General features: G+C 64.4%; 22 protein-coding genes. 2 read left to right on the plus strand and 20 right to left on the minus strand.

All coding sequences use genetic code 11. From position 1 onward, the window contains the following. Nucleotides 1-30: 30 nt before the first annotated feature. The 3 genes from AC1DZP_RS27050 to flhA are packed head-to-tail and all read right to left on the minus strand — an operon-like array spanning nt 31 to nt 3,253. Nucleotides 31-414 (minus strand): hypothetical protein, encoded by a 384-nt coding sequence (locus tag AC1DZP_RS27050; protein WP_477306627.1) that lies wholly within the window; start codon nt 412-414, stop codon nt 31-33. Nucleotides 415-416: 2 nt separating this feature from the next. Then, the gene (gene fliR, locus AC1DZP_RS27055) at nt 417-1,169 is read right to left on the minus strand and encodes a flagellar biosynthetic protein FliR (protein ID WP_477228041.1); all 753 of its coding nucleotides are present in this window, start codon (nt 1,167-1,169) and stop codon (nt 417-419) included. After that, entirely contained in the window at nt 1,166-3,253 is a 2,088-nt protein-coding gene (flhA, locus tag AC1DZP_RS27060; RefSeq protein WP_184876557.1) for a flagellar biosynthesis protein FlhA, read from the minus strand. Before flhA ends, fliR begins: the two co-directional genes overlap by 4 nt. A gap of 117 nt (nt 3,254-3,370) precedes the next feature. On the opposite strand from flhA, the gene AC1DZP_RS27065 reads away from it, so the two are divergent. Then, nucleotides 3,371-3,661, plus strand: coding sequence for a putative quinol monooxygenase (locus AC1DZP_RS27065; RefSeq protein ID WP_477306746.1), 291 nt, complete (start codon nt 3,371-3,373; stop codon nt 3,659-3,661). Nucleotides 3,662-3,837: 176 nt separating this feature from the next. Beyond that, entirely contained in the window at nt 3,838-5,619 is a 1,782-nt protein-coding gene (locus AC1DZP_RS27070; RefSeq protein WP_477306629.1) for a chloride channel protein, read from the plus strand. A 26-nt stretch (nt 5,620-5,645) separates the two neighbouring features. Here AC1DZP_RS27070 and AC1DZP_RS27075 read toward each other — a convergent pair whose 3' ends face one another. The 17 genes from AC1DZP_RS27075 to AC1DZP_RS27155 all read right to left on the minus strand — a co-directional run bounded on the left by AC1DZP_RS27075 (nt 5,646) and on the right by AC1DZP_RS27155 (nt 23,362). Beyond that, a complete protein-coding gene (locus AC1DZP_RS27075) occupies nt 5,646-7,289 on the minus strand; it encodes an MFS transporter (protein ID WP_477306631.1) in 1,644 nt (547 codons plus the stop codon). A 310-nt stretch (nt 7,290-7,599) separates the two neighbouring features. Then, a complete protein-coding gene (fliQ, locus tag AC1DZP_RS27080; protein WP_095084529.1) occupies nt 7,600-7,866 on the minus strand; it encodes a flagellar biosynthesis protein FliQ in 267 nt (88 codons plus the stop codon). 22 nt (nt 7,867-7,888) lie between these two features. After that, entirely contained in the window at nt 7,889-8,296 is a 408-nt protein-coding gene (gene flgD / locus AC1DZP_RS27085; RefSeq protein WP_095084528.1) for a flagellar hook assembly protein FlgD, read from the minus strand. Next, complete coding sequence (gene flbT / locus AC1DZP_RS27090) at nt 8,296-8,739, minus strand: flagellar biosynthesis repressor FlbT (protein ID WP_457150816.1); 444 nt, start codon at nt 8,737-8,739, stop codon at nt 8,296-8,298. Before flbT ends, flgD begins: the two co-directional genes overlap by 1 nt. Then, nucleotides 8,736-9,083 (minus strand): flagellar biosynthesis regulator FlaF, encoded by a 348-nt coding sequence (gene flaF, locus AC1DZP_RS27095; protein ID WP_477228045.1) that lies wholly within the window; start codon nt 9,081-9,083, stop codon nt 8,736-8,738. Before flaF ends, flbT begins: the two co-directional genes overlap by 4 nt. A gap of 31 nt (nt 9,084-9,114) precedes the next feature. Next, nucleotides 9,115-10,158 carry a flagellar hook-associated family protein gene (locus AC1DZP_RS27100; protein WP_477306633.1) on the minus strand — a complete coding sequence of 348 codons (1,044 nt, stop codon included), beginning with the start codon at nt 10,156-10,158 and terminating at the stop codon, nt 9,115-9,117. 3 nt (nt 10,159-10,161) lie between these two features. After that, on the minus strand, nt 10,162-11,616 hold the full coding sequence (flgK, locus tag AC1DZP_RS27105) for a flagellar hook-associated protein FlgK (protein WP_457150813.1): 1,455 nt from the start codon (nt 11,614-11,616) through the stop codon (nt 10,162-10,164). A gap of 27 nt (nt 11,617-11,643) precedes the next feature. Next, nucleotides 11,644-12,900 (minus strand): flagellar hook protein FlgE, encoded by a 1,257-nt coding sequence (locus tag AC1DZP_RS27110; protein ID WP_477306635.1) that lies wholly within the window; start codon nt 12,898-12,900, stop codon nt 11,644-11,646. Between the two features lie 100 nt (nt 12,901-13,000). Continuing rightward, complete coding sequence (locus tag AC1DZP_RS27115; RefSeq protein ID WP_111547800.1) at nt 13,001-13,669, minus strand: response regulator transcription factor; 669 nt, start codon at nt 13,667-13,669, stop codon at nt 13,001-13,003. A gap of 221 nt (nt 13,670-13,890) precedes the next feature. Continuing rightward, nucleotides 13,891-14,478 carry a transglycosylase SLT domain-containing protein gene (locus tag AC1DZP_RS27120; protein WP_457150823.1) on the minus strand — a complete coding sequence of 196 codons (588 nt, stop codon included), beginning with the start codon at nt 14,476-14,478 and terminating at the stop codon, nt 13,891-13,893. Beyond that, complete coding sequence (gene fliK, locus AC1DZP_RS27125) at nt 14,408-15,556, minus strand: flagellar hook-length control protein FliK (protein ID WP_477306747.1); 1,149 nt, start codon at nt 15,554-15,556, stop codon at nt 14,408-14,410. The genes AC1DZP_RS27120 and fliK overlap by 71 nt, the downstream gene beginning before the upstream one ends. Nucleotides 15,557-15,828: 272 nt before the next feature. Beyond that, the gene (locus AC1DZP_RS27130) at nt 15,829-17,208 is read right to left on the minus strand and encodes a chemotaxis protein MotC (RefSeq protein ID WP_477306637.1); all 1,380 of its coding nucleotides are present in this window, start codon (nt 17,206-17,208) and stop codon (nt 15,829-15,831) included. Then, complete coding sequence (locus tag AC1DZP_RS27135; protein WP_477306639.1) at nt 17,205-18,605, minus strand: MotB family protein; 1,401 nt, start codon at nt 18,603-18,605, stop codon at nt 17,205-17,207. Before AC1DZP_RS27135 ends, AC1DZP_RS27130 begins: the two co-directional genes overlap by 4 nt. Continuing rightward, nucleotides 18,602-19,228, minus strand: a complete 627-nt coding sequence (locus AC1DZP_RS27140; protein WP_477306641.1) for a hypothetical protein — start codon at nt 19,226-19,228, stop codon at nt 18,602-18,604. The genes AC1DZP_RS27135 and AC1DZP_RS27140 overlap by 4 nt, the downstream gene beginning before the upstream one ends. Nucleotides 19,229-19,231: 3 nt before the next feature. After that, nucleotides 19,232-20,878 (minus strand): flagellar basal-body MS-ring/collar protein FliF, encoded by a 1,647-nt coding sequence (gene fliF / locus AC1DZP_RS27145; protein ID WP_477306642.1) that lies wholly within the window; start codon nt 20,876-20,878, stop codon nt 19,232-19,234. A 135-nt stretch (nt 20,879-21,013) separates the two neighbouring features. Further along, a complete protein-coding gene (locus AC1DZP_RS27150; RefSeq protein WP_095084516.1) occupies nt 21,014-22,081 on the minus strand; it encodes a flagellin N-terminal helical domain-containing protein in 1,068 nt (355 codons plus the stop codon). 279 nt (nt 22,082-22,360) lie between these two features. Next, nucleotides 22,361-23,362 (minus strand): flagellin N-terminal helical domain-containing protein, encoded by a 1,002-nt coding sequence (locus tag AC1DZP_RS27155; RefSeq protein WP_095084515.1) that lies wholly within the window; start codon nt 23,360-23,362, stop codon nt 22,361-22,363. Between the last annotated feature and the right edge of the window lie 125 nt (nt 23,363-23,487).

The following is a 23,487-nucleotide window of genomic DNA, read 5'->3' on the forward strand; positions in this document are numbered from 1 at the left end:
AGATTTGGGCCAACTATCAGCACCCCGGCACTACTCTGCGCTCCGCTTCTGCGCGATCAGGTCGAGGCGCTCGCGGTCGGAGCGTTCGCGCTCGTCGCGGTTGCGCACGTCCTTGTAGGCGCGTTCGACCATGTTGGTGCGGGCGGTTGCCGCGGCGATGAGGCTGGCTTCCTGCCTGGCGCCTTCGAGGCTCGCCTCCTGGCGCCCGACCGCGCTGGCAATGCGGCGATGGTAGAGATCGGGAAACACGCCGGAGAGGGAATCGGCCCGGTCGAAATGCCCGACCAGATCCCGGGCTTCGGTCTCGGCGGCGCCGGCCGCGGCAAGGAAGGTGGCGTGACGGGTTTCGTGCAGCGCCTTCAGCTGCACCTGCACCTTGACCAGTTTCTTCAGGCGGTCCCTGCGCGTGCTCATGGCTATCGTGCCAATGTCAGGTCGACAAAGCCGGCGACGAACAGCGAGAGCATGGTGCCGACGGCAAAGTAGAAGATGATCATGCCGCCGGCGATGATGAAGGGCTGCGAGATGAAATAGATCGGGATCTGCGGGGTCAGCTTGTTGACGAAGCCGATCGTCAGATTGACGAGAATGGCATAAGCGACAAACGGGCTGCCGAGGCGGATGACCAGGAAGAACGTGTCCGATACCGTGTCGGTGACGTCGACGAGTGCGGCCTGCGGGTTGAAGAAGATGTTGACCGGCGCGACCGTGTAGGAGGTCACCAGCGCGCGTACGATCTCGTGGTCGAAATCGAAGACGAACAGCATCAACAGAGCCGAGAACGAGATGATGGCGGCAAGCGCTGCCTGCGGTTCCGGCTCCTCGATCGCCGGCCCGCCGGTGCCGCCATAGCCGATCAGCATGGCGATGGCCGAGCCCATGAAGCGCAAGGCTTCCATGTAGAGCCTGGTCATGGCGCCGATCAGCCCACCGACCAGTAGTTCCGAGATGATCATCGGCACCAGGATCTGCGGGCGCGGATCGACGAAGGGAAAGATGCGATCCCACAGGAAGGCGAGCAGGCCGCCTGTGGCAGCGACCGCCACGAACAGCCTGACCTGGACCGGGACGCGGGCGCTGGACAGGCCGGGCATCAGCATGAAGCACGCGCCGATGCGGCAGAAGGCGAGGAACGCCGCGATGACGACGCCTTGCGAGAGAACGCTCACGATATGGTCCCGAGCACCCTGATCTCGACACCCTTGGCGATTTCGACGTGGCTGAGCACCGGCAGCGTGGTGAACAGCCGCTCGATGATCATGCGCACATAGGGGCGGGCGTCGGGCGCGGTGACCAGCACGAAGCGCTCGCCGGCTTCCAGATGTTTCTTGATCGCCTTGGTCGCGTCCTGGCCGAACTCTTCCAGCTGGCGCGGATCGATGTCGAACTCGCGCACCTCGCCCTTGGCGTCGCGCTTGAGGCTCTGGTGAAAGGCGAGGTCCCAGCGATTGCCGAGGCGCAGCACCTTGAGCACGCCGCCTTCCGAGAGGTCGCCGCAGATCTGCTGCGCCATGCGGATGCGGACATGCTCGACGATCTGCTCGGTACGGCGCACATGCGGCGCGATCTCGGCGATCGCCTCGATGATCAGATGCAGATTGCGGATCGAGACCCGTTCGGCGAGCAGCAGCTTCAGCACCGCCTGCAAGCCGGGATAGGAGATGTGCGTCGTGCAGATCTCGTCGGCGAGCTTGCGGTATTCCTGGTCCTGCCGCTCGAGCAGCGCCTTCATGTCCTTGTAGGACAGAAGCTGCGGCAGGTTGTTGCGGATGACCTCGGAAAGATGGGTGAGCAGCACCGACATGTTGTCGGCGAAGGTGTAGTTCTCGCGCTTCAGGTCTTCGGCGAAGGTTTCGACCACGGAATAGGCGCGCATGCCGAAGGCCGGCTCGCGGATTTCCTCGCCCGGTATTTCGGGAATGTCGCGGTTGCCGAGCAGCACCATGATCTCGCCGACGCGCATCTGGTATTCGGCCACCACGGTGCCGTGCACCTTGATCTGGTAGCTCTTCGGCGGGATGGCGAAATCGTCGGCAACCCGCACTTCCGGCACGACGAAGCCGTATTGCGTGGCGAATTTCTTGCGCATCTTGGACATGCGGAAAACCAGTTCCTGATGCGACACCAGCAGCCGCGTCGACAGCTGCTTGCCGATCAGCAGTTCGATCTCGGCGGTGGCGAGCGATGCCTTGACCGAGTTCTTTTCCTCTTCGACCTTGGTCGCCTTCTCCTGGTCCTTGATCGCTTCGGCGGCGGCGACGGCGCGGTTGTGGCGCATCGGGATGATGTAGCCGAGGCCGGCCATGCCGGCGGCCAGCGCAAAGAACGGAAACAGCGGCAGGCCGGGCATCAGGCCGAGCAACACCAGCAGCGATGCCGCCACGTAAAGCGCGCGCGGATGGGCGCCGAGCTGGCCGAACACCGCCTGGTTGGTCGAACCGCGTGTGCCGCCCTTGGACACCAGCAGGCCGGCGGCCAAGGAGACGATCAGCGCCGGGATCTGGGTGACGAGGCCGTCGCCGACCGACAGCTTGATGAACACGTCGGCGGCTTCGCCCATGCCCATGCCGTGCCTGATATAGCCGATGGCGATGCCGCCGACGATGTTGATGGCGGTGATGATGAGGCCGGCGATGGCGTCACCGCGGACGAATTTCGAGGCGCCGTCCATCGAGCCGAAGAAGGAGGATTCTTCCTCCAGCTCGCGGCGGCGCAGCTGCGCCGTCTTGTCGTCGATCATGCCGGCGGAGAGGTCGGCGTCGATCGACATCTGCTTGCCGGGGATGGCGTCGAGGGTGAAGCGGGCGCCGACTTCGGCGATACGGGTGGCGCCCTTGGTGATGACGATGAAGTTCACCACGATCAGGATCATGAAGACGATGAGGCCGATGACGAAGTCGCTGGCCATCACCAGCTTGGAGAAGCCGGCGATGACATATCCGGCCGCGTGCGTGCCTTCATTGCCATGCGACAGGATCATGCGTGTGGTGGCGATGTTGAGCGACAGCCGCAGCATGGTTGCGATGAGCAGCACGGTCGGGAACGACGAGAAATCGAGCGGTCGCTGGATCCACAGCGCCACCATCAGGATCAGCACCGAAAGGGCGATCGAGAAGGCGAGGCCGATGTCGATGAGAAAGGCCGGGATCGGCAGGAACAGCACGGCCAGGATGATGACGATGCCGATGGCGAAGAAGACGTCGCGGCCGTTCTTGGCCACTGCGCCAGGCTGGATGCTTTCGCTGATCGCCATGTCGTCCCCAAAAATGCCAAGCCTGCCAGCGCGGCAGCCTTGTGAGCCTAACCGGCCAAACTTGCGCGAGGGTGGGAGACTGGCTACTGGGCTCTCGACCGCCGCCTCCAAAAGGAAATCATCGGCACCATCCGCTTGCCGCCGGAAAAGCTCGGGGAGGCGAAGCCCGCGATGGAGCGTATGGCCTCAGCCAGCCGCGCCGAGCCCGGTTGCCTCGAATATTCCTATGCGCAGGACGTGTTCGATGCCGGGCTCATCCGGGTCACGGAGGTCTGGAGCGACAGGGCAGTGCTCGACGCACATTTCCGCTCGCCGCACCTTGCAGACTGGCGTGCAAGCTGGCCGGCACTTGGCATTGGAGAGCGCAACCTCGTGCTCTATGAGGCCGGCGATCCCAAGCCGACCTGATCGATCTGTCAGCGGACGGCAGCCGTTCGCGTTCCAACAGAGCCAGCCACGGCCGCGACCAGTCGCCCCATGCCACAATGGCGCCTTGTCTGTCGCCAATGTGGTTGCCTTGCCGTGTCGCCGGGCGTATCAGGCGGGCTTTCCACTGCCTCTTCCGATATCGGCGAGCCGCCCCGGTGCTTTCCAGAAACCACAGCGAAGTCTACGCCCGCCGGCTGCGCTCGGTGCTGATCAGATCGGTGCCGCTGCTCGAGGCGCGCGGCATCGCCGTGGTTATCCTGGCCGGTGTCGTCGGGGTGATGGCAGGCATCCTTGTCACGGCGATGAGCCAGATCGTGCAGGACCTGCACGGGCTGCTGTTCGGCGTTCAGCCCGGTGGCCGGCTTTCCGGCATGTTCTCGCTCGCCAACCCGATGCAGGCGCTGATACCGGCGATCGGCGGCATCCTGCTTGGGCTGACGGTGATCTGGCTCAGAGTGCGCAAATTCCGCACGCCGATCGACCCGATCGAAGCCAACGCGCTCTATGGCGGGCGCATGTCGCTCACCGACACCTTCATCATCGCCGGCCAGACGATGATCTCCAGCGGTTTCGGCGCCTCGGTCGGGCTGGAAGCCGGCTACACGCAGGTCGGGTCCGGCCTGGCGTCGCGGCTGGCAGGCATCTTCCGGCTGCGCCGCAACGATGTCCGCATCCTGGTCGGCTGTGGCGCCGCCGGCGCCATCGCCGCCGCCTTCGATGCGCCACTGACGGGCGCCTTCTATGGTTTCGAACTGGTGATCGGCATCTATTCGGTCGCTAATGTCGCGCCTGTCATGACCGCCGCGATCTCAGCCTCGCTGACGGCGGAAGTGTTCGGCGGCGTGCCGTTTCCGCTCGAGCTTTCGGGCCTGCCGGCGCTGACCGCCAGCCAGTACGTGCCGTTCCTGCTGCTAGGCCTGCTCGGCGGTGCGGCCTCGATCGCCATCATGCATCTGGTGACGCTCATCGAACGCGGTTTTGCCAGGCTGTCGATCGATGCGTCGCTGCGCCCCGTCATTGGCGGTGTCATCGTCGGGCTGCTTGGGCTAATCACGCCGCAAGTCCTGTCCAGCGGCCATGGCGCGCTGCATCGCGAATTCGCGATGAACTACGGTCTGGCTGTGGTGGCCAGCGTCTTCGTGTTGAAACTGGCGGCGTCCGCCATCTCGTTGGGCTCGGGCTTTCGCGGCGGGCTGTTCTTCGCCTCGCTGTTCCTCGGTGCACTGCTTGGCAAGGCGTTTGCCGGTGTGATGGCGCTTGTCTCGCCGGCCACCGGCATTGATCCCGCTGTTGCCGCCGTCGTCGGCATGACGTCGCTCGCCGTCGGCGTCGTCGGCGGCCCGCTGACGATGACCTTCCTGGCGCTGGAATCGACCCGCGACCTGACGCTGACCGGTGTCGTGCTGGCGGCTTCGATCATGTCGGCGATCCTGGTGCGCGAGACGTTCGGCTATTCCTTCTCGACATGGCGCTTCCATCTGCGCGGCGAGACCATCCGCAGCGCCCACGACGTCGGCTGGATGCGCAGCCTCACCGTCGGCTCGATGATGCGGAAGGACATCAAGACCATCCATGCCTCGACGACGCTGGCGGCCTTCCGCAGTCAAGTGCCGCTCGGTTCGGCCCAGCGCATCATTGCCGTCGACGCGGGCGATCACTATGTCGGCGTGCTGATCGTGGCCGAGCTGCACAGCGATCCTTCCGATGGCGAGGTGGCTGTGCGCGATCTTGCCAAGTACAGGGACGCGGTGCTGGTGCCGAGCATGAACGTGCAGTCCGCCGCCGAGACCTTCCAGCGCGCCGGCGCTGAAGAGCTCGCCGTGGTCGAGGATTTCAGCGACCGCATCGTGCTGGGGCTGTTGACCGAAGGCCATCTGATGCGGCGCTATGCCGAGGAACTTGACAAGGCGCGCAGGGACCTGTCGGGCGAAGGGTAGTGCATGTCGCCCAAAGGTGGGCCCGGTTAGTGCTCGATCGGTCCCTTGGCCATCACGAGCGCCGTGCCCGCGGTCGTCGGGCGCTCGATCATGCGGCGCACGCGGGGCAGTTCGTCGCCGCTGTGCAGCGCCCGCAAGCGGTCGCCGATGATGGCGTCGGCATGGGTGATGCGTCCATTGTGGCGCACATATTCGAGCCAGGTCGGCGTATGATAATGCTCGATCCAGATCGCCGGATTTTCGAGGTCGCGTGCCAGCGTCCAGTTGCGGGCGCCGTCACGGCGGCGGATGCGGCCGCGTTCAGCCATGGTGGCGAGGAACTCCGGCACGTCCTCGTCGCGGATAATGTATTCGATCATGATGGCGATGGGGCCRCTGCGCGGCTTCAGGTCGAGCGCAAGGTGCGGCTCCTTGAAGCGGTTGAGCGGATCGAGGTTGAGCACCTGCTGCTGCGGCAGCGGCAGCAGGAAGCCGATGGCGCCGCCGGCCAGCATGGCGATGCTTGCCGCGATCAGCGCGGTTTCGGCGCCATGCGCATCGGCGACGACGCCCCAGATCCAGCTGCCTAGCGCGATGCCGCCGAAAGTCGCGGTCTGATAGACCGACAGGACCCGGCCGACCACCCAGCGCGGTGTCGCCATCTGCACGGTGACGTTGAAATGCGAAAGGGCGATCACCCAGCAGGCACCGCCGACAAGCAGGCCGAGCGACGTCTGCCAGGCGTGATGGCTGACGGCGGCATTGAAGGCGCAGGCGGCAAAGCCGGCGAAGGCTGAGCGCACCATCGTCTCGCTGGACAGCAGCTGCCGTAGCCGCACGCTGATCAGCGCGCCGCCAACCGCGCCGATGCCGAAAGCGCCGAGCATGATGCCGTAGGTCAGGGCATCGCCCTTGACGACATCGCGCGCCACCAGCGGCAAGAGCGCCAGCACCGCGCCGGCGCTGAAGCCGAAAGCCGCGCCCCTGACCAGCACCTTGCCGATGTTGGGCGACATGGCGACGTAGCGCAGGCCGGCGCCCATGGCCGCGCCCAGCGATTCGCGCGGCAAGGTCGAGACCGGCAGGTCCGGCTTCCAGCGCGCCAGCACGACGATCAGGCCGATATAGCTTACTGCGTTGGCCGCAAAGGCCGCCGCCGCACCCGCAGCGGCGACGATGATGCCGCCGATCGCCGGGCCGACGCTGCGGGTCAGGTTGAAGCCCATCGAGTTGAGCGCGACGGCGGCCGGCACCTTGTTGCGGGGCACGATATCGCCGACGGAGGCCTGCCAGGACGGGCTGTTGAGTGCCGTGCCACTGTCAATCAGGAAGGTGAAGGCCAGTAGTGTCCACGGCGTCATCAGGCCGGCATAGGTGAACAGGGTCAAAAGCACGGAGACGACCAGCATGAAGGTCTGGGCGACCAGCATCACCTTGCGCCGGTCGAAACTGTCGGCGATGGCGCCGGCGACGAGCGCAAACAGCATGATCGGCAAGGTGGTCGAAGCCTGGACCAGGGCCACCTGATAGGACGAGGTGGCGATCGTGGTCATCATCCAGGCGGCGCCGACGCCCTGGATCAGGCCACCGAAATTCGAGACGAGACTTGCGGCCCATACGGCGCGGAAAATGCCGTGCCGGAAGGGCGCCAGCGCCGAAACGCTCTCGCTTTCCGGCTTTTCTTCAATCATCGGTGGGTCCCTGCCATGTCGTGCCTGCTCGTCAGACGATCCGTTTGCTCAGATCATTTGCCGAAAGTAGGGCATGGCGGTTGAAAGGGCGAACACCTTTCGAAAAAGGTCATGGTCCAACAATGGGATAGAGGCGGTCCACGTCTCCATCCGCAGCGGTCGCGGATCCCGATGGTTCGGCACGGACCGGCACGGCTTTCGTCGACTTGCTCAGAGCGGTTCATCGTTTCACGGAAACGCCGAACCGCTCTATCTCTTGTTTTGACGCAATTCCGGACGGAAAACCGTTTCACACTTTTCCTGGAATTGCTCAGAATCCGTTCTGGATGCGCTCGAAGATGACGTTGGTGAAGGCCGATATCTGGCTGCCGATGAAGGGGCCGGTCAGCGCCACCACCAGCATGATGGCGACGATCTTGGGCACGAAGGTCAAGGTGATCTCCTGGACCTGCGTCAGCGCCTGGATGAGGGCGATGCCGATGCCGACCGCCATGGCGACCAGCACCACCGGGGCAGACGCGGTAAGCACCGTCCACACCGCGTACTGGACGATGTCGAGAGCGTCGGCCTCATTCATGGGACTGGCCCTGCCGGAAGCGTCAGCTCGCTGCCTTGATCGAGACGCCCGGGCCGACCGCGACCTCGGTGCCGTTCTGCAGCACGGCGATGAGGCCGCTGCTGGCGAGGCGCACAGACGCCACCGTGCCCGTCGTCTTGCCGTCGGCGGAGGTTATCGAGCGCCCGATCAGCGCATCGGCCTGCGACAGCGCCGAGGACGACATGATCTGGTCGAGCTTGGTGTTGGTCTGCACCGATTGTTCGACCTGCGAGAAGGTGGCGAGCTGGGCGACGTACTGAGTCGAATCCATCGGCTTGGTCGGGTCTTGGTTCTTCATCTCGGCAATCAGCAGCTTCAGGAACGACTGGTAGTCAACCGCTGTCTTCGAGGTCTGCTGGCTGGCCTGGTTGGCGCCGGTCGGTATCGTCGTCGTCATGTCCACGTTCATCAGTATCGTGCTCCCACAGCCAACGGGCGCGCGGCACCCGGAACATAGTCATTGTCGCCAAGCGCGCGGCGTTCGAGCGGATAGAGCGCGCGGATTGCCTTCAGCGCCTCGTAGATATGATCCTCGCCGACCATGCGGTCGATCTGTTTCAGTCCAGCGCAGATCTGGGCGTCCTCGAAGCTTGCCAGCAGCAGCGGCAGCGAACGCCGGAACATGTCGCGCGCCTCGGCCGCGCCGGCCGGGTTCATCAGCATGACCTGCAGGATGAAATACAGCTGCTTGAGCGGCGTCGAGGCGTCTTCGGCCTGGATCACATGGCTTTCGAGCAGGAACTGCACGTCGTTCATCAATTCGACGGTGACCTTGCGGTCGACGCGGATAACGGCGCCGTTGATGTAGATCTTCTCGTTCGGCTTCAGCGATATCTTCAACGTGTTGGTCATTGAATGCCGTCCCTGATGATCTGGGACACCTCGATCAGCCCTTCGAAATTGTTGGTGCGGCCCTGGCGAATGTCCTCTGCCTCGCGCAGCAGCCACAGGCCGATGGAGATGAGGTTGGCGCGCAGTTCCTTGGGCAGGGCGTTGTCGCTGGAGCCGAGATCCTCGACGAAGGCGGTCCAGACGCGGTTGGTGAAATGCAGCGCCTCGACCGCTTCCATCGAGCCGAGGCCGGCGGCGGCCGCCGCCGACAGCATGTCGATCGAACGGGTCAGGAGCTCCCGCTCGCGGTCCTTGGCGTCGGCGACGGAGGTGCTCTGGATATCGGCGTAGGAGAATTGGTACATCGGTGGGGCTCTACCGTTCCGTTAAGCGTTGTCAGGTCAGGTAATTCAACAGGCTGAGCTGCTGCAAGCGCGCGGTCAGTGCGAAGGACGTTTCGATGTGCTGTGTCAGGTCTGCAACCCGGGTCGCGGCCTCGGCCGGATCGACGCCTTCCAGATCGAGAATGTGCCGTTCGAAAAGGTCGACCTGCGTTTTCATGCGGTCGTTCGCATCGGAAACCCGCTTCTGGACGATGCCGGTCTCGGACTGAATCTGGCCAATACCGCTCAGCGCTTCGCCGACCAGTGCGGTGGAGCGGCTGACGACCTTGTTCTTCGCGGCCTGGCTGATGTTGCTGGACATCAGGCTGGAGACCATGGCCGCCGCCATGGCGAGCTTCTGGATGCCGTCGCTGTTGGCGCTGGTCGAAGTCGGGGTGGTTTCGTTCAGGGCGATGCGGCTGACGATCTGCTGGTCGGTGGCGTTCGACCAGTTGCCTTGCCAGCCCGCGCCTATGAACTGCGGCACGACGTCGTTGGTGATGAAGTCGTCCATCTGGGTGGCAGTGATGTTGGCCGCCGCCGGGTCATCCTGGGTGAAGCCGAAATTGGCGACGAAGGCCGCATCGAAGGCCGCCTTGGCTGGCGAGCCGGCGGCGGTGAAGTCGTTGATCGGCTTGACGTCGGTGTTGGTGCCGGCAAACAGGTACTCGCCGTTGACGCTGGTGTTGAGGATCGAGGTCAACTGCTGGATGGTCGCCTTGCCCGAGGCTTGGGTGAGACTGTTGGAAGAATCGCTCGATGACGCGGTGGTCAGGGCGGACAGAAAGGACTGCGCCGCGGTCGAGAGCTGGCTAAGCGAGGTCTGCGTCGAAGACAAGCGGGAGCCGACCAGGCCGTTGGAGTCGATGATGACGTTGAGGCGGTCGAGATCGCGCGAGAAGGTGACGGACTGCGCGGTGCGCGCTCCGAGAGCCAGGCCGACATCGGCGACCCTGCCGGTCGAGGACTCTTTGGTGGCTTTGACAAGCTCCGCCTGCATGCGCATCTGCTGGGAGCGCATGGCGTTCGATATGGCCGCTGACGAGACTGAAGTCATGGATTATCCCACCGCGTTGAGCAAGGCCGTCATCATGTCGTCGACGGTTTTCATCATCCGGGCCGATGCCTGATAGGTGTGTTCGAGGTCGAGCAGCAGCGACATTTCCTGGTCGACATTGACGCCGGTCGCGTTGGACAGCGCCTCGGCGCTGCGCGATGCCAGCGCTTCCTTGGCGTCGGAGGCGGTCGATGCCTGCTGGCGCACGCCCTCGAACCAGCCGATCGAGTTGGCCGCGTAGTCGGAAACGCTCGACGTTGCCGAAACCCCGGCGGCCGGGTCGAAGGCCATCGGCTTGTCGAGCCGGTCGCCATAGGCGACCAGAAGGTCGGAATAGGAGGCGCCACCGCCGGTGTTGGCGACATAGGCGGCACCATTGGCACCGCCATCGCGCAGCAGCGTCGGATTGCCGCCGGCGCTTGGGTCCATCGCCGCATTGACGCTGATCGATCCGGCAAGGCCGTTGACCAGCGTGCCGGCTGCCGGCACCGCCGGCGCACCGGACCAGGTGAACAGGCCGGCTGCATTGGGCAGCGCAGGCGCGGTTTCGGCAAAAGCCGTGATCAGGCCGCGCGCGGTTTCGTCGAGCTGGCTCTGCATGGTCGAGGCGACACTGTCGCGCAATTGCAGCAGGCCGGCGAGCTTGCCGCTGGCGCTGGTGTTGCCGCCGGCTCCCGCCGAGATCGGCACATTGTCGATATAGACCGCGTTGCCTGCGGCACCGGCGGTGTAGCCGGCCGACGGCGCGAAGCTGACCGTGCGCGGAATGGTTTCGAACAGCGTCGTGCCGTCGCCGGTGGTGACGACCATGTCATTGTCGCCGCGCGTGAAGGTCGAGACCGGGATATAGTCCGAGATCTTCTTCAAAAGCGCGTCGCGCTGGTCGAGCGCGTCGGAGACATCGGTGCCGGAACGGGTTCCGGAAATGACCGCGGTGTTGGCATCCTGGAACTGGCTGAGCAGCGAGTTGAGGTCGTCGACCGCCGTGGCGATCTGCCCGTCGGTCTGGGTGCGGAAATCCTGGATCGCCGTGGAGCCCTCGTTCAGGGATCGCACGACCTGCCTGGCTGCGTCGACGACGCTGGCGCCGAGGTTCTGGTTGGACGGCGAGGTGGCATAGAGCTGCAGCGCTTGCTGCAGATTGCCGATCGCGGTCGAGGGCGAGGACGCATTGTCGACGCCATTGACCGATACGCCCAGCTGATCCATGCCGCTGTAGAGCGCGTTCTGGCCGCTCCAGGCCGACAGCGCGCTGAGGTTCTGGCGGAACAGCAGGTCGTTGGCGGCGCGCCGGATATCAACCGAACGCGCGCCCGGCGCCGTGCTGGTGACGACGGCCTGGCGGCGCGAATAGTCCGGATTGTCGGCGTCGGCGACATTGCGCGAGACGACGCTGGTCTGCCGCGCGGTGTTCATAAGCGCCGATTGGGCGATGCTCAGTGCTGTGGACAACGACATGCGGGTCTTTCACGGGCGGTGCCCGTTTTATCTCTTCAGGTTGACAAGGACGTCCATCAGATCGGAACCGGTCTGGAAGACTTTCGAATTGGCGGTGTAGCTGCGCTGTGCCGCGATCATGTTGGTCAGTTCTTCGGCGATATCGACGTTGGAATTCTCGAGTGCGCCGGAGATGATGGAGCCGGCCTTGCCCTCATTGGCAAAGCCGATACGGACCGCGCCGGATTCGGTGCCCTGTGCGTAGACGTTGCCGGGCAGCGCGTTGAGCTGGTCCGGGCTCTGCACGTCGGCCAGCGGAATCTTGTAGAGCGCCTTGGTGGAGCCGTCCTTGTACTGCGCCGAGATGGTGCCGTCCTTGCTGATCTGGATCTTGTCGATGGTGCTCGGTGCGTTGCCGTTGACCTGGGCATCGGAAACGGTGAATCCGGCGCCGAGCTGGGTCAATGCCGACAGGTCCAGCGAAAAGGCGGAGCCACCGGGCACCGTCAGGCCGACGCTGTTGACGGCGCCGGTGAGCTTGCCGGTGGTGGTGTCGAAGGTCAGGTTGGCCGAGCCCAATGCGCCGCCGGTGTAAGGGAACGACGTTCCGGCGGTGGCCTTCGACTGATCGAAGACCGCCACCTGCCAGGTGCCGGCGCCAGTGTTGGTGAAATAGACGTCAAGCAGCTTCTTGTTGCCGAGATTGTCGTAGGCGACCATCGAGGATTTCGACGTGTACTGAGCACCCGCGGCGTTGGTGGTGGGCAGATTGCCGGCGGCGACCGGCGTCGCGCCTGCCGGCAGGTTGCCGCTGTAGGTACCCTGGGTGCTCGGCGTTGCCGTCATCCCCTGGTCGGAGATGAGCACCGGGGTCAGGCCCTCGAAGCCGTTCACCGTCGCCGCCGGCACGCCGTTGGCGTAGCTGTAGGCCATCAGCTGGAAGCCGGCCGCGTTGACCAGCCTGCCCTCGGCATCAGGAACGAAGGCGCCGGCTCGGGTCAGGAAGGGCGTTCCGCTTGGATCTTGAACGACGAAGAAACCGTCGCCGTTGACGGCAAGGTCGGAGACCGAGGTCGTGTATTGAAGCACGCCTGGATCGCTGACCGCCTGCCGGATCGTCGTGGTGACGCCGCCGGAATTGTAGGCGCCGCCCGTGCTCGGCATGACCAGCGACGAAAATTCAGCGGAGGATCGCTTGTAGCCGGTGGTGTCGGAATTGGCGATGTTGTCGGCCGTGGTGGACAGCCGGTTTGCCTGTGCATTCATGCCGGAAACGCCGGTCCGCATCATTCCGTAGAGGCTCATCGAAACGTCTCCCCAATGTGGATGCCGCTGGCTCCAATGCGGATGCCACTGGCTACGAGGCTACGCATCCTGTCTTGCGCGAGGCTGGCGCGGGGCTGCATCAGAAGACGAGCCGGTAGCCAAGGAAGCGCTTGGAATCGATCGGGTCGGTGCCCAGCTTCTCGCGCAGCTTCTTGCGCAATTTGCTGATGTGGCTTTCGACCACGTTCTCCTCGACCTCTTCGTCGAAGATGCCGTAGATGGCGTTGAAAACCTGGGTCTTGGTGACGCGGCGGCCGCGATTGCTGGCCAGATATTCGAGGATGCGGCGCTCGCGGCGCGGCAAGGGCAAAGGCTGGCCGTCGATCTCGGGGTCGCGGCCATCCATGAAGATGCGCATGGCGCCGATCTCGGTGTAGGCGACATCTTCCTGGGCGCGGCGGCGGATGGCGGTGATGCGGGCGAGGATCTCGCGGATGTGCACGGGCTTGCGAATGACGTCGTCGACGCCGCTCTCGAACAACCGCAGCGTGTTTTCCAGCGAGTGCTGTTCGCTCAAGGCGATGACCGGTGCGCCGGTGCGGTCGCGGATCTGACGGGGAGAGATCGAGCCTTCGCGGCAGTCGCCGATCAGGAAGGCTCGGACCGACCTCAGGTCGGTGTCCGCCGCTGAGCTTACCCACTCCCCGAACTCGCCCGGCGCGAAGCCTGCGCAGGCGACACCCTCACGGTCGAAAAGTGAATTGTATCCCTCTGTTACGAGCTCGCGCTCGTCAACGATTACAATCATCGGCCCGCCTCCGAATCAAATCATTTGCCCCGTGAGAAAAGGCGTATCCGCTGGCGAGAATCCTGAACAACCGTCATTTCTTGTAGCTAGTTTCTTGGGAGTCTGGAATCGCGCCGGTTGCATTAGCCTGCAACCAGATATGCTTTCGGCGGCAAGTTCTGGCCAAGTCAAAACGACAACCAAGGACCGCGCGAACGGCGTATTGGATGCCGAAGCTACGCCTACGGGTTGCAGAAGCCGCGGGCGTTCGCGGTCCATTTTCCAAAGCCGGTGGCGACCATGTTGGCAATGACGCGGCAGACATAGATCTTCTGCGCCGGATCGTTGTCGGGACCGGCATGATAGCGGGCGACGGCCATCGACCAGGTCTCGTGACGGGCATGGAGGCTGGCCAGGAAGCGCGCCGCATAGTCGACGTTCTGACGCGGATCGAGCATGTCCTCGACGCTGCGGAAATGCGACGCGTGGTAGTGATGGTTGATCTGCATGCAGCCCAGATCGATGAGCGTCTTGCCTTCGCGCCGGGCATTGGCGAAGGCGGCAAGGGCTTCGGTCCGACTTCTCGGAAAGACCGCTTTTCCCTCTATATTCAAGGCGTTGGGTTGAAGGCTGCCCTTGTTTCCGGTTTCCGTAAGGCCCACGGCATAGAGGATGCCGGCGGGCACGCCATAGCGGTCGGCGGCACGCAGGATCTCCGGCTCGCAAGGGTTGGTGGCGGCAGCGGCAGCGCCTGCTGCGCTAGATAAACATATCGCCGCCAGCGCGCTCGCGAGAAGGTGAAGTGCCGCGGCCGTAGTCCTGCGCGTCATCATTGCGGTTTCCTGAGGATTGCTGACCCGGGTGCTGACCACCCGCTCCACCATTGCCGCTGCCCGGGTTTCCAGGTTGGAAGGATGATGGATCGCGGCCCGACGCGCTCGGCAAAGGGGCGGTCGCATCGGTGCGGGTTGCAGCAGGAACCGCTACCGAGGGTTGTAGGATCGTAACCTTGTCAACCTCGAAGCCGAGCCCGCGCAGCGATTTGACGATGGCCTCGCTGTCGGTGGACAAACGACGATAAGCGTCGTGTGTTGCGGGCTTCAATTCAATCGAAAGTTGTTCTCCCGAGAGGCGAAGGTTGGCCGTCACCATGCCGAGTTCGGCGGGGTGAAGTTCGATCTTCAACACATGTGTCGGAACGGCAACAGGGCTGCCCAGCTGGGTGGCCGCGGATGAGGCTGGAAGGGCCTTTTGCGGGCCGCCATCGGCGGCTATGGCGTTGACCACATTGAGGGCTGCCTGGCTGATGGAACTTTGCGGTGGCGCCGGGAAACTCTGTTGCGAAACGACGTCGATGCGTGTGGCGGACAGGGATTGTTTTCCGGCTTCGGGCCGTAACGAGGACTGGACATCCTCGATGCTTTTCATCGTCGGCGCGGCGTGTTTCGATTGCACGCCGGGCACATCGGCGGTTGTGGCGTCCGGCAGCTTCTGGGCCGTTACGACAGTCTCGCGTTTCGGCGTGCTGGAGGCAACGCCGTCAGCGCTCGGCGGCTGGCCATCTAGCTCTGTCAAAGGCCCGTCGACGATCGACACCTGCTCCGGCTTCGACTTGGTTTCGACGATTTCGTTTCCGGCCGTGGACTTCGACCGATAGGTTTTTGGGAGCGGAGCCTGCGCGTTGAGCGCCGGGTCCGGTGGGCTCTCGCTGTTAGCCGTGTCGCGCCCGCTTGCCTTGGTCGATGTCGAGAAATGGCGCAGGTCATGGAACGCGATCAGCAGCGGCAGATGGTCCTGAAGCGGCACGGCATCCGCGTCAGGCGCCGTCTCTTCGGCGTCGGTATCGTCCTTGTGCGACTTCGCTTCCAAATCGTCCCTGGCTTCCAAATCGTCCTCGCCGCTCTTCACGGCCGGCAACTTGGCCGAGACGATCTTTCCGGGATTGGCCGGTGTCGGCTCGGCCTTGCCGCCATGCCCGGCAAGGTTGGCGGCGAGCTTGCCCCAGCGCTGCTCGCGCGATCCCGCCTCGGTCGTCGGATGCCGTTCCGGGCGGGCCGGACTGGCCTCGCCATGCAGAATTTTGCCAAAGCCCGCGTTGTCCTTCTTGCCGTTCGCCGCCGGTTGCTCCGGCGTTGCGCGCGCGGCGGCAAATCCTGGCAAGGCCGAGCCGAGGCTGGTGGTCATTTGGGGGCGGCTCCAAGCATCTGGTCGATCAGGTCGAGCTGTCGACGTGTTTTGTTCATGGCGGCATCGGTCGGGTCGGTGGGCTCGGGACTGGCTGCGGGCGATGGCGCCGACGCCTGCACGACGGTCGCCGCATCGGCCGGTGCAACCGCAGCCGTCGGCGTTTCCGGAGCACTGGCGACCGGTCCGCCGGAGGCTGCAGTGACAGCAGGTTGCTCGGCGATGGCGCCTTCGACGGGTGGCAGCCCGCTGGCGTCGGCGCCTTGCGCCGCGACGGTTTCAGGCGCCGGCGGCCGCTCGGCCGCGACAACTGGCTTTTCCTCAGGGAGGGGGGCGGGCGGGGCGACGACTTCGCCGGCAATGGCCTGGGCGGCGTCGAGCAAGGCGCGGTCGCCTTCCGACAGCTTGCTGCGGTCGATCTTGCCGAGTTTGGCGCGGACGTCTTCGATGGTGCCCGAGGTGACGGTGGAAAGACTGGCGTAAAGCAGGGCGCGCGGATCGTCCTGGTTGGTGTTGCCGTCGCGACCCTGCTCGGCTCGCGCCGAAGCGAAGGCCGACAGGTCGTTCAGACCGTCGATTGCGGCACGGCGGGCGATGCGCAGATAGATCACCTTCTCGCGCTCGGGATCCATCATCGAGGTGATGTCGGCCAGCTTGTCCTGGCTGATCGACATGTGCAGCGCGATGACGCCGGAGACGAAGGAGTCGGCGAACTGGCTGGCATAGGGCGAATAGAGGTAGCGCTCGACATACTGGGTCGACGCGCGTGCGAAGCGTGCCGCGTCACCCTGCGCACCCGCAATGCCGACCGAACGGCGCAGTGCTGCTTCCTCGACCAGCGTGCCGGGGCTGAGCAATCTTGCCTCGTCGAGCAAACCGAGCGCCGCAGCCGGCTGGTCGCCGGCAAGCAGCGAGCCTTTGACCAGGGCAAGGAAAGCGCCGAGGTCGGGAGGCAGCGTCATCGGATCGATCGGCTTCAACGCTTCGATCGCCTCGCCGGGCCGGCCATTGAGATAGTCGATCACCCCTTTGGCCACGGCAAGGCTTTGTGGGTCCGTCGTGGCGCGCGACGTGGCGGCCTCGACAGTCACCGGATTGCCGCCGCTCATGCCGTAGACAAGCAGGGCGCGAAAGTTCTTGGGATCCTTGAAATCCTCGGCATCCGCCGCGCGCAGCCGCGCATCCACCATCTCGAGCAGCTTGGCCTGCATCGGCAGGGCGGCATGATCGCCAGCGGCGATGCGGTCCTGGATGAGCTGCAACGAGCGCACCAGCTGATACGGCTGCAACGCGTCCTGGGCGAAGCCGGCTGACGGATATCCGCCGGCCAGCAGCAACAGGCCAATCAACCGGCAGGTGACGGCCGCCCGCCTCATCCGCCGGCTGCCATCAGGATTTCGATGCGGCGGTTCACAGCCGCCAATGGATTCGCCGGGTCCTTGGGCTGGCGGTCGGCGAAACCGGCGACTTCGGTGATGCGGCGTTCATCGACTCCACCGCGCACAAGCATGTAGTAGGCGGAATGCGCGCGCGCCGTCGACAGCCGCCAATTGTCGTAGCTGTCGCTGCGGAATGGCCGTGCGTCGGTGTGGCCGTTGATGCTGATGGTGCCCTTCTGGCTGTTGACGATGCGGCCGATCTTTTCCATCGCCAGCACCAGTTCGCGGCGCGGCAGCGCCGAGCCGACCTCGAACATGCCGAAGTCGAGCTGGTCGGTGATCGAGATGACGACGCCCTTGTCGGTGGCTTCCACCGAGACGCCGTCATGCAGCTTGTCGCCCGGCTTGAAGGCATCGGCCAACTGCCGCTTGACGTCGGCCGCAGCCTTGACGGCGGCGGCGGTCGGCGCCTTCTCTCCGGTGTCGGGCTTGGCTTCCTCTTGCGCCTCGGCCTCGGCCTTGGCCGCGTCCGCGGCTTTGGTGTCGTCTGGTTTGGTCTCGTCCGGCTTCGCGTCGCCCCGCTTCGCGTCGCTTGGCTTCGTGTCTGTTGGTTTGGTGTCGCCGGCCTTGGCCATTGTCGTGGCGGGGCTCGCGGCTTGCTTGCCGGTCGCGTCCTCTGCCGGCGGTTCGACAGGTGCGGCCGCGACGGGTGGCACGGACTTGACCTTGGGCACTTGCGTTTCGGCAACCTTGTCACCGGGCTTCAGCGCATCGCCCTCGATTTTGGCACGCTGGGCACTGGCTTCGGCGCCGGGCGCCGCCACCTGCTGCGACCAGAAATCAGGCTCGAAGGGATCGCGATAGGAGGCGCCGCCGGAAGCACCGGTCGCCGGGCCGGCAGCCTGCGCGCCGCCATCGCCCTTCTGGCTGACATTCTGCATGACGCCGGTATCGGTGGCGATTTCCGAAAGCACCGCGTAGGGGTCGGCGAACAGATGCTCGTCGGAGTGTTCTGCCTGCGGCAGTTCCTGCTTCTCCTGTTTGCGGTCCGCGGAGCCATCGCCGTCCTGGCCGGCCTTGTTGGTCGCCTTCTGCGGGTTGTCGGCCGTCGTTCCCATCGCGCGCGGACCGTCGCCGAGATCCTCCAAACCCTTGCGGCTCGAATTGCGGTCGACCAGCTTGACCGGGTTGAAATAGCTGGCGACGGCTGCCTTGGTCTGCTCGTTGGCGGCATTGATCAGCCACATGACCAGGAAGAAGCACATCATCGCCGTCATGAAGTCGGCGAAGGCGATCTTCCAGACGCCGCCATGGTGACCCTCATCGTGGTCGTCGTGACCACGACGGACGATGATGATCTCCTGGTGAACCTGTCCGGCATCGGCGACGCTCATGCCAGGACCTCGGAAAGGGTCGTCGACCATTCGGCCATGCGCGTCTCGAACACCGCCTCRTCGATGGCGACCGTGAGATCGAAGCCTGGTGCCTCGGTGAAGTCGAGATTGGCGGCGCGGGGCCCGAGCGATGCCTTCAGCGCTTCGAACAGCGAGAGCGGGCCGCGCACGGCGATGCGCACGGCTTCGGCATCGCCGACCGCTTCGCGTATCGCGCCGGCAAGCGCCTCGATCGAGCGTTTCTGCAGATCGTCGCTGACGATGCCGCCGATCATGCGGGCGACGGTGGCGGCGACCAGCCCGGTCACGCGCGCCTCCATGGCATCGATGCGCAACGAGACCGCCTTGCCGAGATCGTCGCCGAGGCTTTCGAGAAATACCCTTGCTTCCTCGGCATTGGCCTGGCGTTCGGCTTCGAGCGCGGCTTCATGGGCAATCGACAGGCGTGCATCGAGTGCCGCCTCGGCCTGGGCAACCGCTTCCGCGATCAGCGTGCCGATGTCGGCTTGCGGCGCCGGCGCGTCTAGCTTGTGTTCGGGATCGGCCGCGGCCCGGGGCTGACCGGCACGTTGCGTGCGGGTACCGAAATCAGGCAGAAGGTCGAAAAGGGCTACGGAGGGCATGGTTTAAGCCGCGACTTCCTGAGCGGCCCATTTGCGCAGGATCTGCGCGGTGCGCTCCTCGTTGAGGTCGACCATTCGGGCAAGCCGCTCCTGCGGCGCCGGCCTGATCTTCTGGCGAAGATCGTCGAGCGGTGTGGGACCGGAGCGCGCACCGGGCAAGGCGCCGACGCCAGCGCTTTCGGCGTTTGCGCTTGCTTCGGGTGTCGGTAGCGAGCGCTGGACGTCTTCGTAGCTGGGGCCTGCCAGGGCCGGCGTCGCCTTTGCCGTCAGCGCCGCCGCCATCGGCCTCAGGCCGAAGAAGGCGACCAGGAACACCACGACGATGAAGGCGCCGGCGTTGATCAGCGTGCCGGCATGCTGGCCGATGGAATCGAGCATCCCAGCCTGCGGGATCGCCTCGCCGTCCAGCCCGTCGATGAACTCGACCGCCGAGACGTCGATGACGTCGCCGCGCTTGTCGTCGAAGCCGGTGGCCGAGGTCACCATCTTCTGGATTTCTGCGACGCGCTTGGCAATCTGCTCCGGCGTGGCGTCCTTGCCGAGGATGGTCACCAGCCGTTGCTGGTTGACGACGACGGCGATCGACATCTTGGTGACGGTGTAGCCGTTGGAGACGGTGGCGATCTTCTTCGAGTTGATCTCGTAGTTGGTGATCTCTTCCTTGCGGTCGTTCTGCGAGGAGGATTGCGGACCGTCGGTGGCGGTTGCCTGGGTCTCGGGCAGGTTCTGCTCGACGCTGGCTGGGGTCGAGGCCTGCTTCTGGTTGTTGTTTTCGTTGGCGCGCACCGACTGCACCGAGCGCTCGACGCGTGAATTCGGATCGAAAATGGTTTCTTCCGTCTGGCGGGTGTCGGTGTTGACCTCGGCCTTGACGCTGGCGCGGAAGTTGTCGGGGCCGAGATAGGCCGTCAGCGCACGGCGGATGTTGTCGCCGATCTGCGCCTCGACGGTCTGCTCGACGCCGAGCGTACGGGCGGCGCTGGTGTTGGAAGGATCATCGCCCGCGGCCAGCAGATTGCCGCTGGAATCGAGCACCGTCACCTTGTCGGCCGACAGGCCGGGGACAGCGGCGGCGACGAGATGGCGGATCGACATGGCGCTCTTCTCGGCGTCGATGCCGGCATAGCGGATGACCACCGATGCCGAAGGCTGCTGTTCGTCGCGGCGGAAATTGGCGCGTTCGGACATGACGATGTGGACACGCGCCGCCTTGATGCCTGAAATCGACTGGATGGTGCGGGCGATCTCGCCTTCCAGCGCGCGCACGCGGGTGATCTGCTGCATGAAGGAGGTGAGGCCGAGCGAGCCGACATTGTCGAACAGTTCGTAGCCGGCATTGGCGCTGGTCGGCAGGCCCTTTTCGGCAAGCAGCATGCGCGCCTGCGCGGTTGTGCCGGCCGGCACCAGCACCGAGGTTCCGTCGGCGCCCACATCGAAGCCGATGCCGGCTTCGCCCAGCACCAGGCCGATCTGGTTCACGTCGGCGCGGTCGAGCCCGACATAGAGCGTGTCGTAGGCGGGACGGTTGAGATAGACCGAGGCGATGCCGATGACGCCCATCACCAGAACGGCGATGCCAGCCAGCATGGCAAGGCGCTTGACGCCAAAGCCGCGAAGATTCGAGATGATGCTCTGGATCTGTTCCGGCACGGTTCGACGACTCCCAGCATGACTGTCCGCCGGAACAGTAGTCTTCGAAGCTTGTGCGAAAATGAAATCGGGCCGCGCTTGTGGCGCGGCCCGTCAATCGGAGTGTGAAAAGGACGGTGCCGGTGGCGCCCGCGACTAGTTCTTGAACAGCGACAGGATGCTCTGCGAAGCGCTGTTGGCGATCGACAGCGACTGGATGCCGAGCTGCTGCTGAACCTGCAGCGCCTGGAGCCGGGTCGATTCCTTGTTCATGTCGGCATCGACGAGCTGGCCGACACCACGGTCGATGGAGTCCATCAGGCTCTGGGTGAAGGTCTTCTGCAGGTCGATGCTGCTCTTGGCCGAACCGAGGATGGTTGCGGAATCGGTCAACTGCGCCATGACCTTGTCGATCCTGGTCACCATCTGGGTGATGATGTCGTCGGTTACGCCGGCCGCGGTGATGTCGAGGTTGTAGGCGGAGATATTGTCGACCTTGGGGACGACCGCTCCCGCCGCCGCCTGGCCAGCAGTATTTGCCGCGATGTCCGTTGCTCCGCCAGCGAGTGCGGTCGCATAGGCGTTGTCATACAGGGTCTGGGCGGCTCCCGTGGCATAAATCGAAGTCTGGCGATCGAGGGTGCCGCGATTTTTGACCTCGGTGGCAAGGCCGTAGTCGAAAAGCTTGGTGCCCTCGACATCGATGTCGATCGTTCCGATCGAGACGGCGCCCGACGAGGAGCGATTGAACGAGGACACGATCTGGGAGTCGGCCTGGACGCCGTCATTGGGGGCGGCAGTCTGCTTGGAGGTCACCGCAAGGAAATTCGAGCCGGAGAAGGTCGCCGCATCGGCAAAGGACTTCATCTGCGCCTGAAGCGCATTGATCTCGGTCTGGGTTTTTGCCTTGGCGGCATCCGTCTGGCCGACGGTCGAAAGCAGCTTGGTCTTGATCTGGCCGATCGTGGTCAGCACATTGTTCATGCCGGTGTAGGCGGTGTCGACTTTCGAGGCGCCGAGGCCGAGTGCATCCTGCACCGTCGACAGGGCCGAGTTGTCCGAGCGCATCGTGGTGGCGATCGACCAGTAGGCGGCGTTGTCCGAGGCCTGCGAGACCCGATAGCCCGTCGAGATGCGAGCCTGCGTCTGTTCGAGCGACTTGTTGGTGGCGCTGAGGCTTTGAAGTGCGGTTAACGCCGCAGCGTTTGTCATGATGCTCGCCAAGAAAGTCGCTCCTTCTCAAAAACCGACATGCTCAGACATGCCGGACAGGCCTGTTCAACGGGTGGCATCGTGCCGGTCGGACCGATTCGCCAACGGTCGTAAGCTATTGGTTAACCATAACTAGCGCGGCATGGTTAACAGCCTGTTAAAAGCTGGCCTTTGAGAGTTAAGGAACGAGCATTGTGCGAGGCTTGCAAGGGCAAGTCGAGCAAACGCAAATCGGGCCGCGCTTTTGGCGCGGCCCGATGTTTAGTGCGAACTGTGATCAGGCGAAGGTGATTAGCCGCGGAAGAGCGACAGGATCGACTGCGACGAACCGTTGGCGATCGACAGCGCCTGGACGCCGAGCTGCTGCTGGACCTGCAGGGCCTGCAGACGGGTCGATTCCTTGTTCATGTCGGCATCGACGAGCTGGCCGACACCGCGATCGATGGAGTCCATCAGGTCGGAGGTGAAGGTCTTCTGCAGGTCGATACTGCTCTTGGCGGCGCCGAGCGTGGTGGCGGCGTTGGTCATGTCGGCGAGCGCGGAGTCGATGACGGTCATCATCTGCTTGATCTGATCGTCGCCCGCGGCTTTGCCCGTTGCGGTGTCGAAGATCTTCAGGCTGGCGGCTGAGTAGGTGTCGGTGGCCGTTGCGGCGGCGCCCAGGGTCACGGCAACGGCCGTGAGGGTGGCCACACCGGTGGAGCCCGTGCGCTGCGAGTCCAGGATGCCCTTGTTGAGTGTCGCGGTGGTACCAGCTTCATAGAGCTTGATGTTTTCCACCTTGACGTCGATCGTCGAGATCGAAGACGCACCGGCGGCGTCACGGTTGAAGGCCGAAAGGATCTTCACATCGGCCGCTGTCGTGGCTGTTGCGCCGCTGTCTACGGACAGCATGTTGGTGCCTGAGAAGGTGGCGCCGGTGGCAAAGGACTTCATCTGGTCCTGAAGGGCGGCGATTTCGACCTGGGTCTTTTCCTTCGAGGCGTCCGTCTGGCCGTAGGATGCCAGCAGCTTGGCCTTGATCTGGTTGATGGTGGAGATCGCGCTGTTCATGCCGGTGTAGGCGGTGTCGACCTTCGAAGCGCCGAGGCCGAGTGCGTCCGAAACGGTGGACATTGCCTGGTTGTCAGAGCGCATCGTGGTGGCGATCGACCAATAGGCGGCGTTGTCCGAGGCCTGCGAAACGCGGTAACCGGTCGAGATGCGGGCCTGGGTGTCCTGGAGGGATTTGCTGGTGGCGTTAAGGCTCTGCAGAGCCGTCAACGCGGCGGAGTTCGTCATGATGCTGGACATGGTACTCGTACCTTGATTTTACAGGTTTTTTTTGACATACCGGGTCTCCCGGTATGACGGTGCGGCATCATGCCAATGATCTTCGAAATCGATCACCCGCCATCTGCGAGCGAATATGCGGGCAA

This window comes from Mesorhizobium sp. P2_F8 (genome assembly GCF_056403655.1).

Bases quoted from the DNA above. Each gene is read 5' to 3' on its own strand.
- AC1DZP_RS27050 (WP_477306627.1), bottom strand. From the start codon at position 414: ATGAGCACGCGCAGGGACCGCCTGAAGAAACTGGTCAAGGTGCAGGTG.
- flhA (WP_184876557.1), bottom strand. From the start codon at position 3,253: ATGGCGATCAGCGAAAGCATCCAGCCTGGCGCAGTGGCCAAGAACGGC.
- fliQ (WP_095084529.1), bottom strand. From the start codon at position 7,866: ATGAATGAGGCCGACGCTCTCGACATCGTCCAGTACGCGGTGTGGACG.
- flgD (WP_095084528.1), bottom strand. From the start codon at position 8,296: ATGAACGTGGACATGACGACGACGATACCGACCGGCGCCAACCAGGCC.
- flbT (WP_457150816.1), bottom strand. From the start codon at position 8,739: ATGACCAACACGTTGAAGATATCGCTGAAGCCGAACGAGAAGATCTAC.
- flaF (WP_477228045.1), bottom strand. From the start codon at position 9,083: ATGTACCAATTCTCCTACGCCGATATCCAGAGCACCTCCGTCGCCGAC.
- AC1DZP_RS27100 (WP_477306633.1), bottom strand. From the start codon at position 10,158: ATGACTTCAGTCTCGTCAGCGGCCATATCGAACGCCATGCGCTCCCAG.
- flgK (WP_457150813.1), bottom strand. From the start codon at position 11,616: ATGTCGTTGTCCACAGCACTGAGCATCGCCCAATCGGCGCTTATGAAC.
- AC1DZP_RS27110 (WP_477306635.1), bottom strand. From the start codon at position 12,900: ATGAGCCTCTACGGAATGATGCGGACCGGCGTTTCCGGCATGAATGCA.
- AC1DZP_RS27115 (WP_111547800.1), bottom strand. From the start codon at position 13,669: ATGATTGTAATCGTTGACGAGCGCGAGCTCGTAACAGAGGGATACAAT.
- AC1DZP_RS27120 (WP_457150823.1), bottom strand. From the start codon at position 14,478: ATGACGCGCAGGACTACGGCCGCGGCACTTCACCTTCTCGCGAGCGCG.
- AC1DZP_RS27130 (WP_477306637.1), bottom strand. From the start codon at position 17,208: ATGAGGCGGGCGGCCGTCACCTGCCGGTTGATTGGCCTGTTGCTGCTG.
- AC1DZP_RS27135 (WP_477306639.1), bottom strand. From the start codon at position 18,605: ATGAGCGTCGCCGATGCCGGACAGGTTCACCAGGAGATCATCATCGTC.
- AC1DZP_RS27155 (WP_095084515.1), bottom strand. From the start codon at position 23,362: ATGTCCAGCATCATGACGAACTCCGCCGCGTTGACGGCTCTGCAGAGC.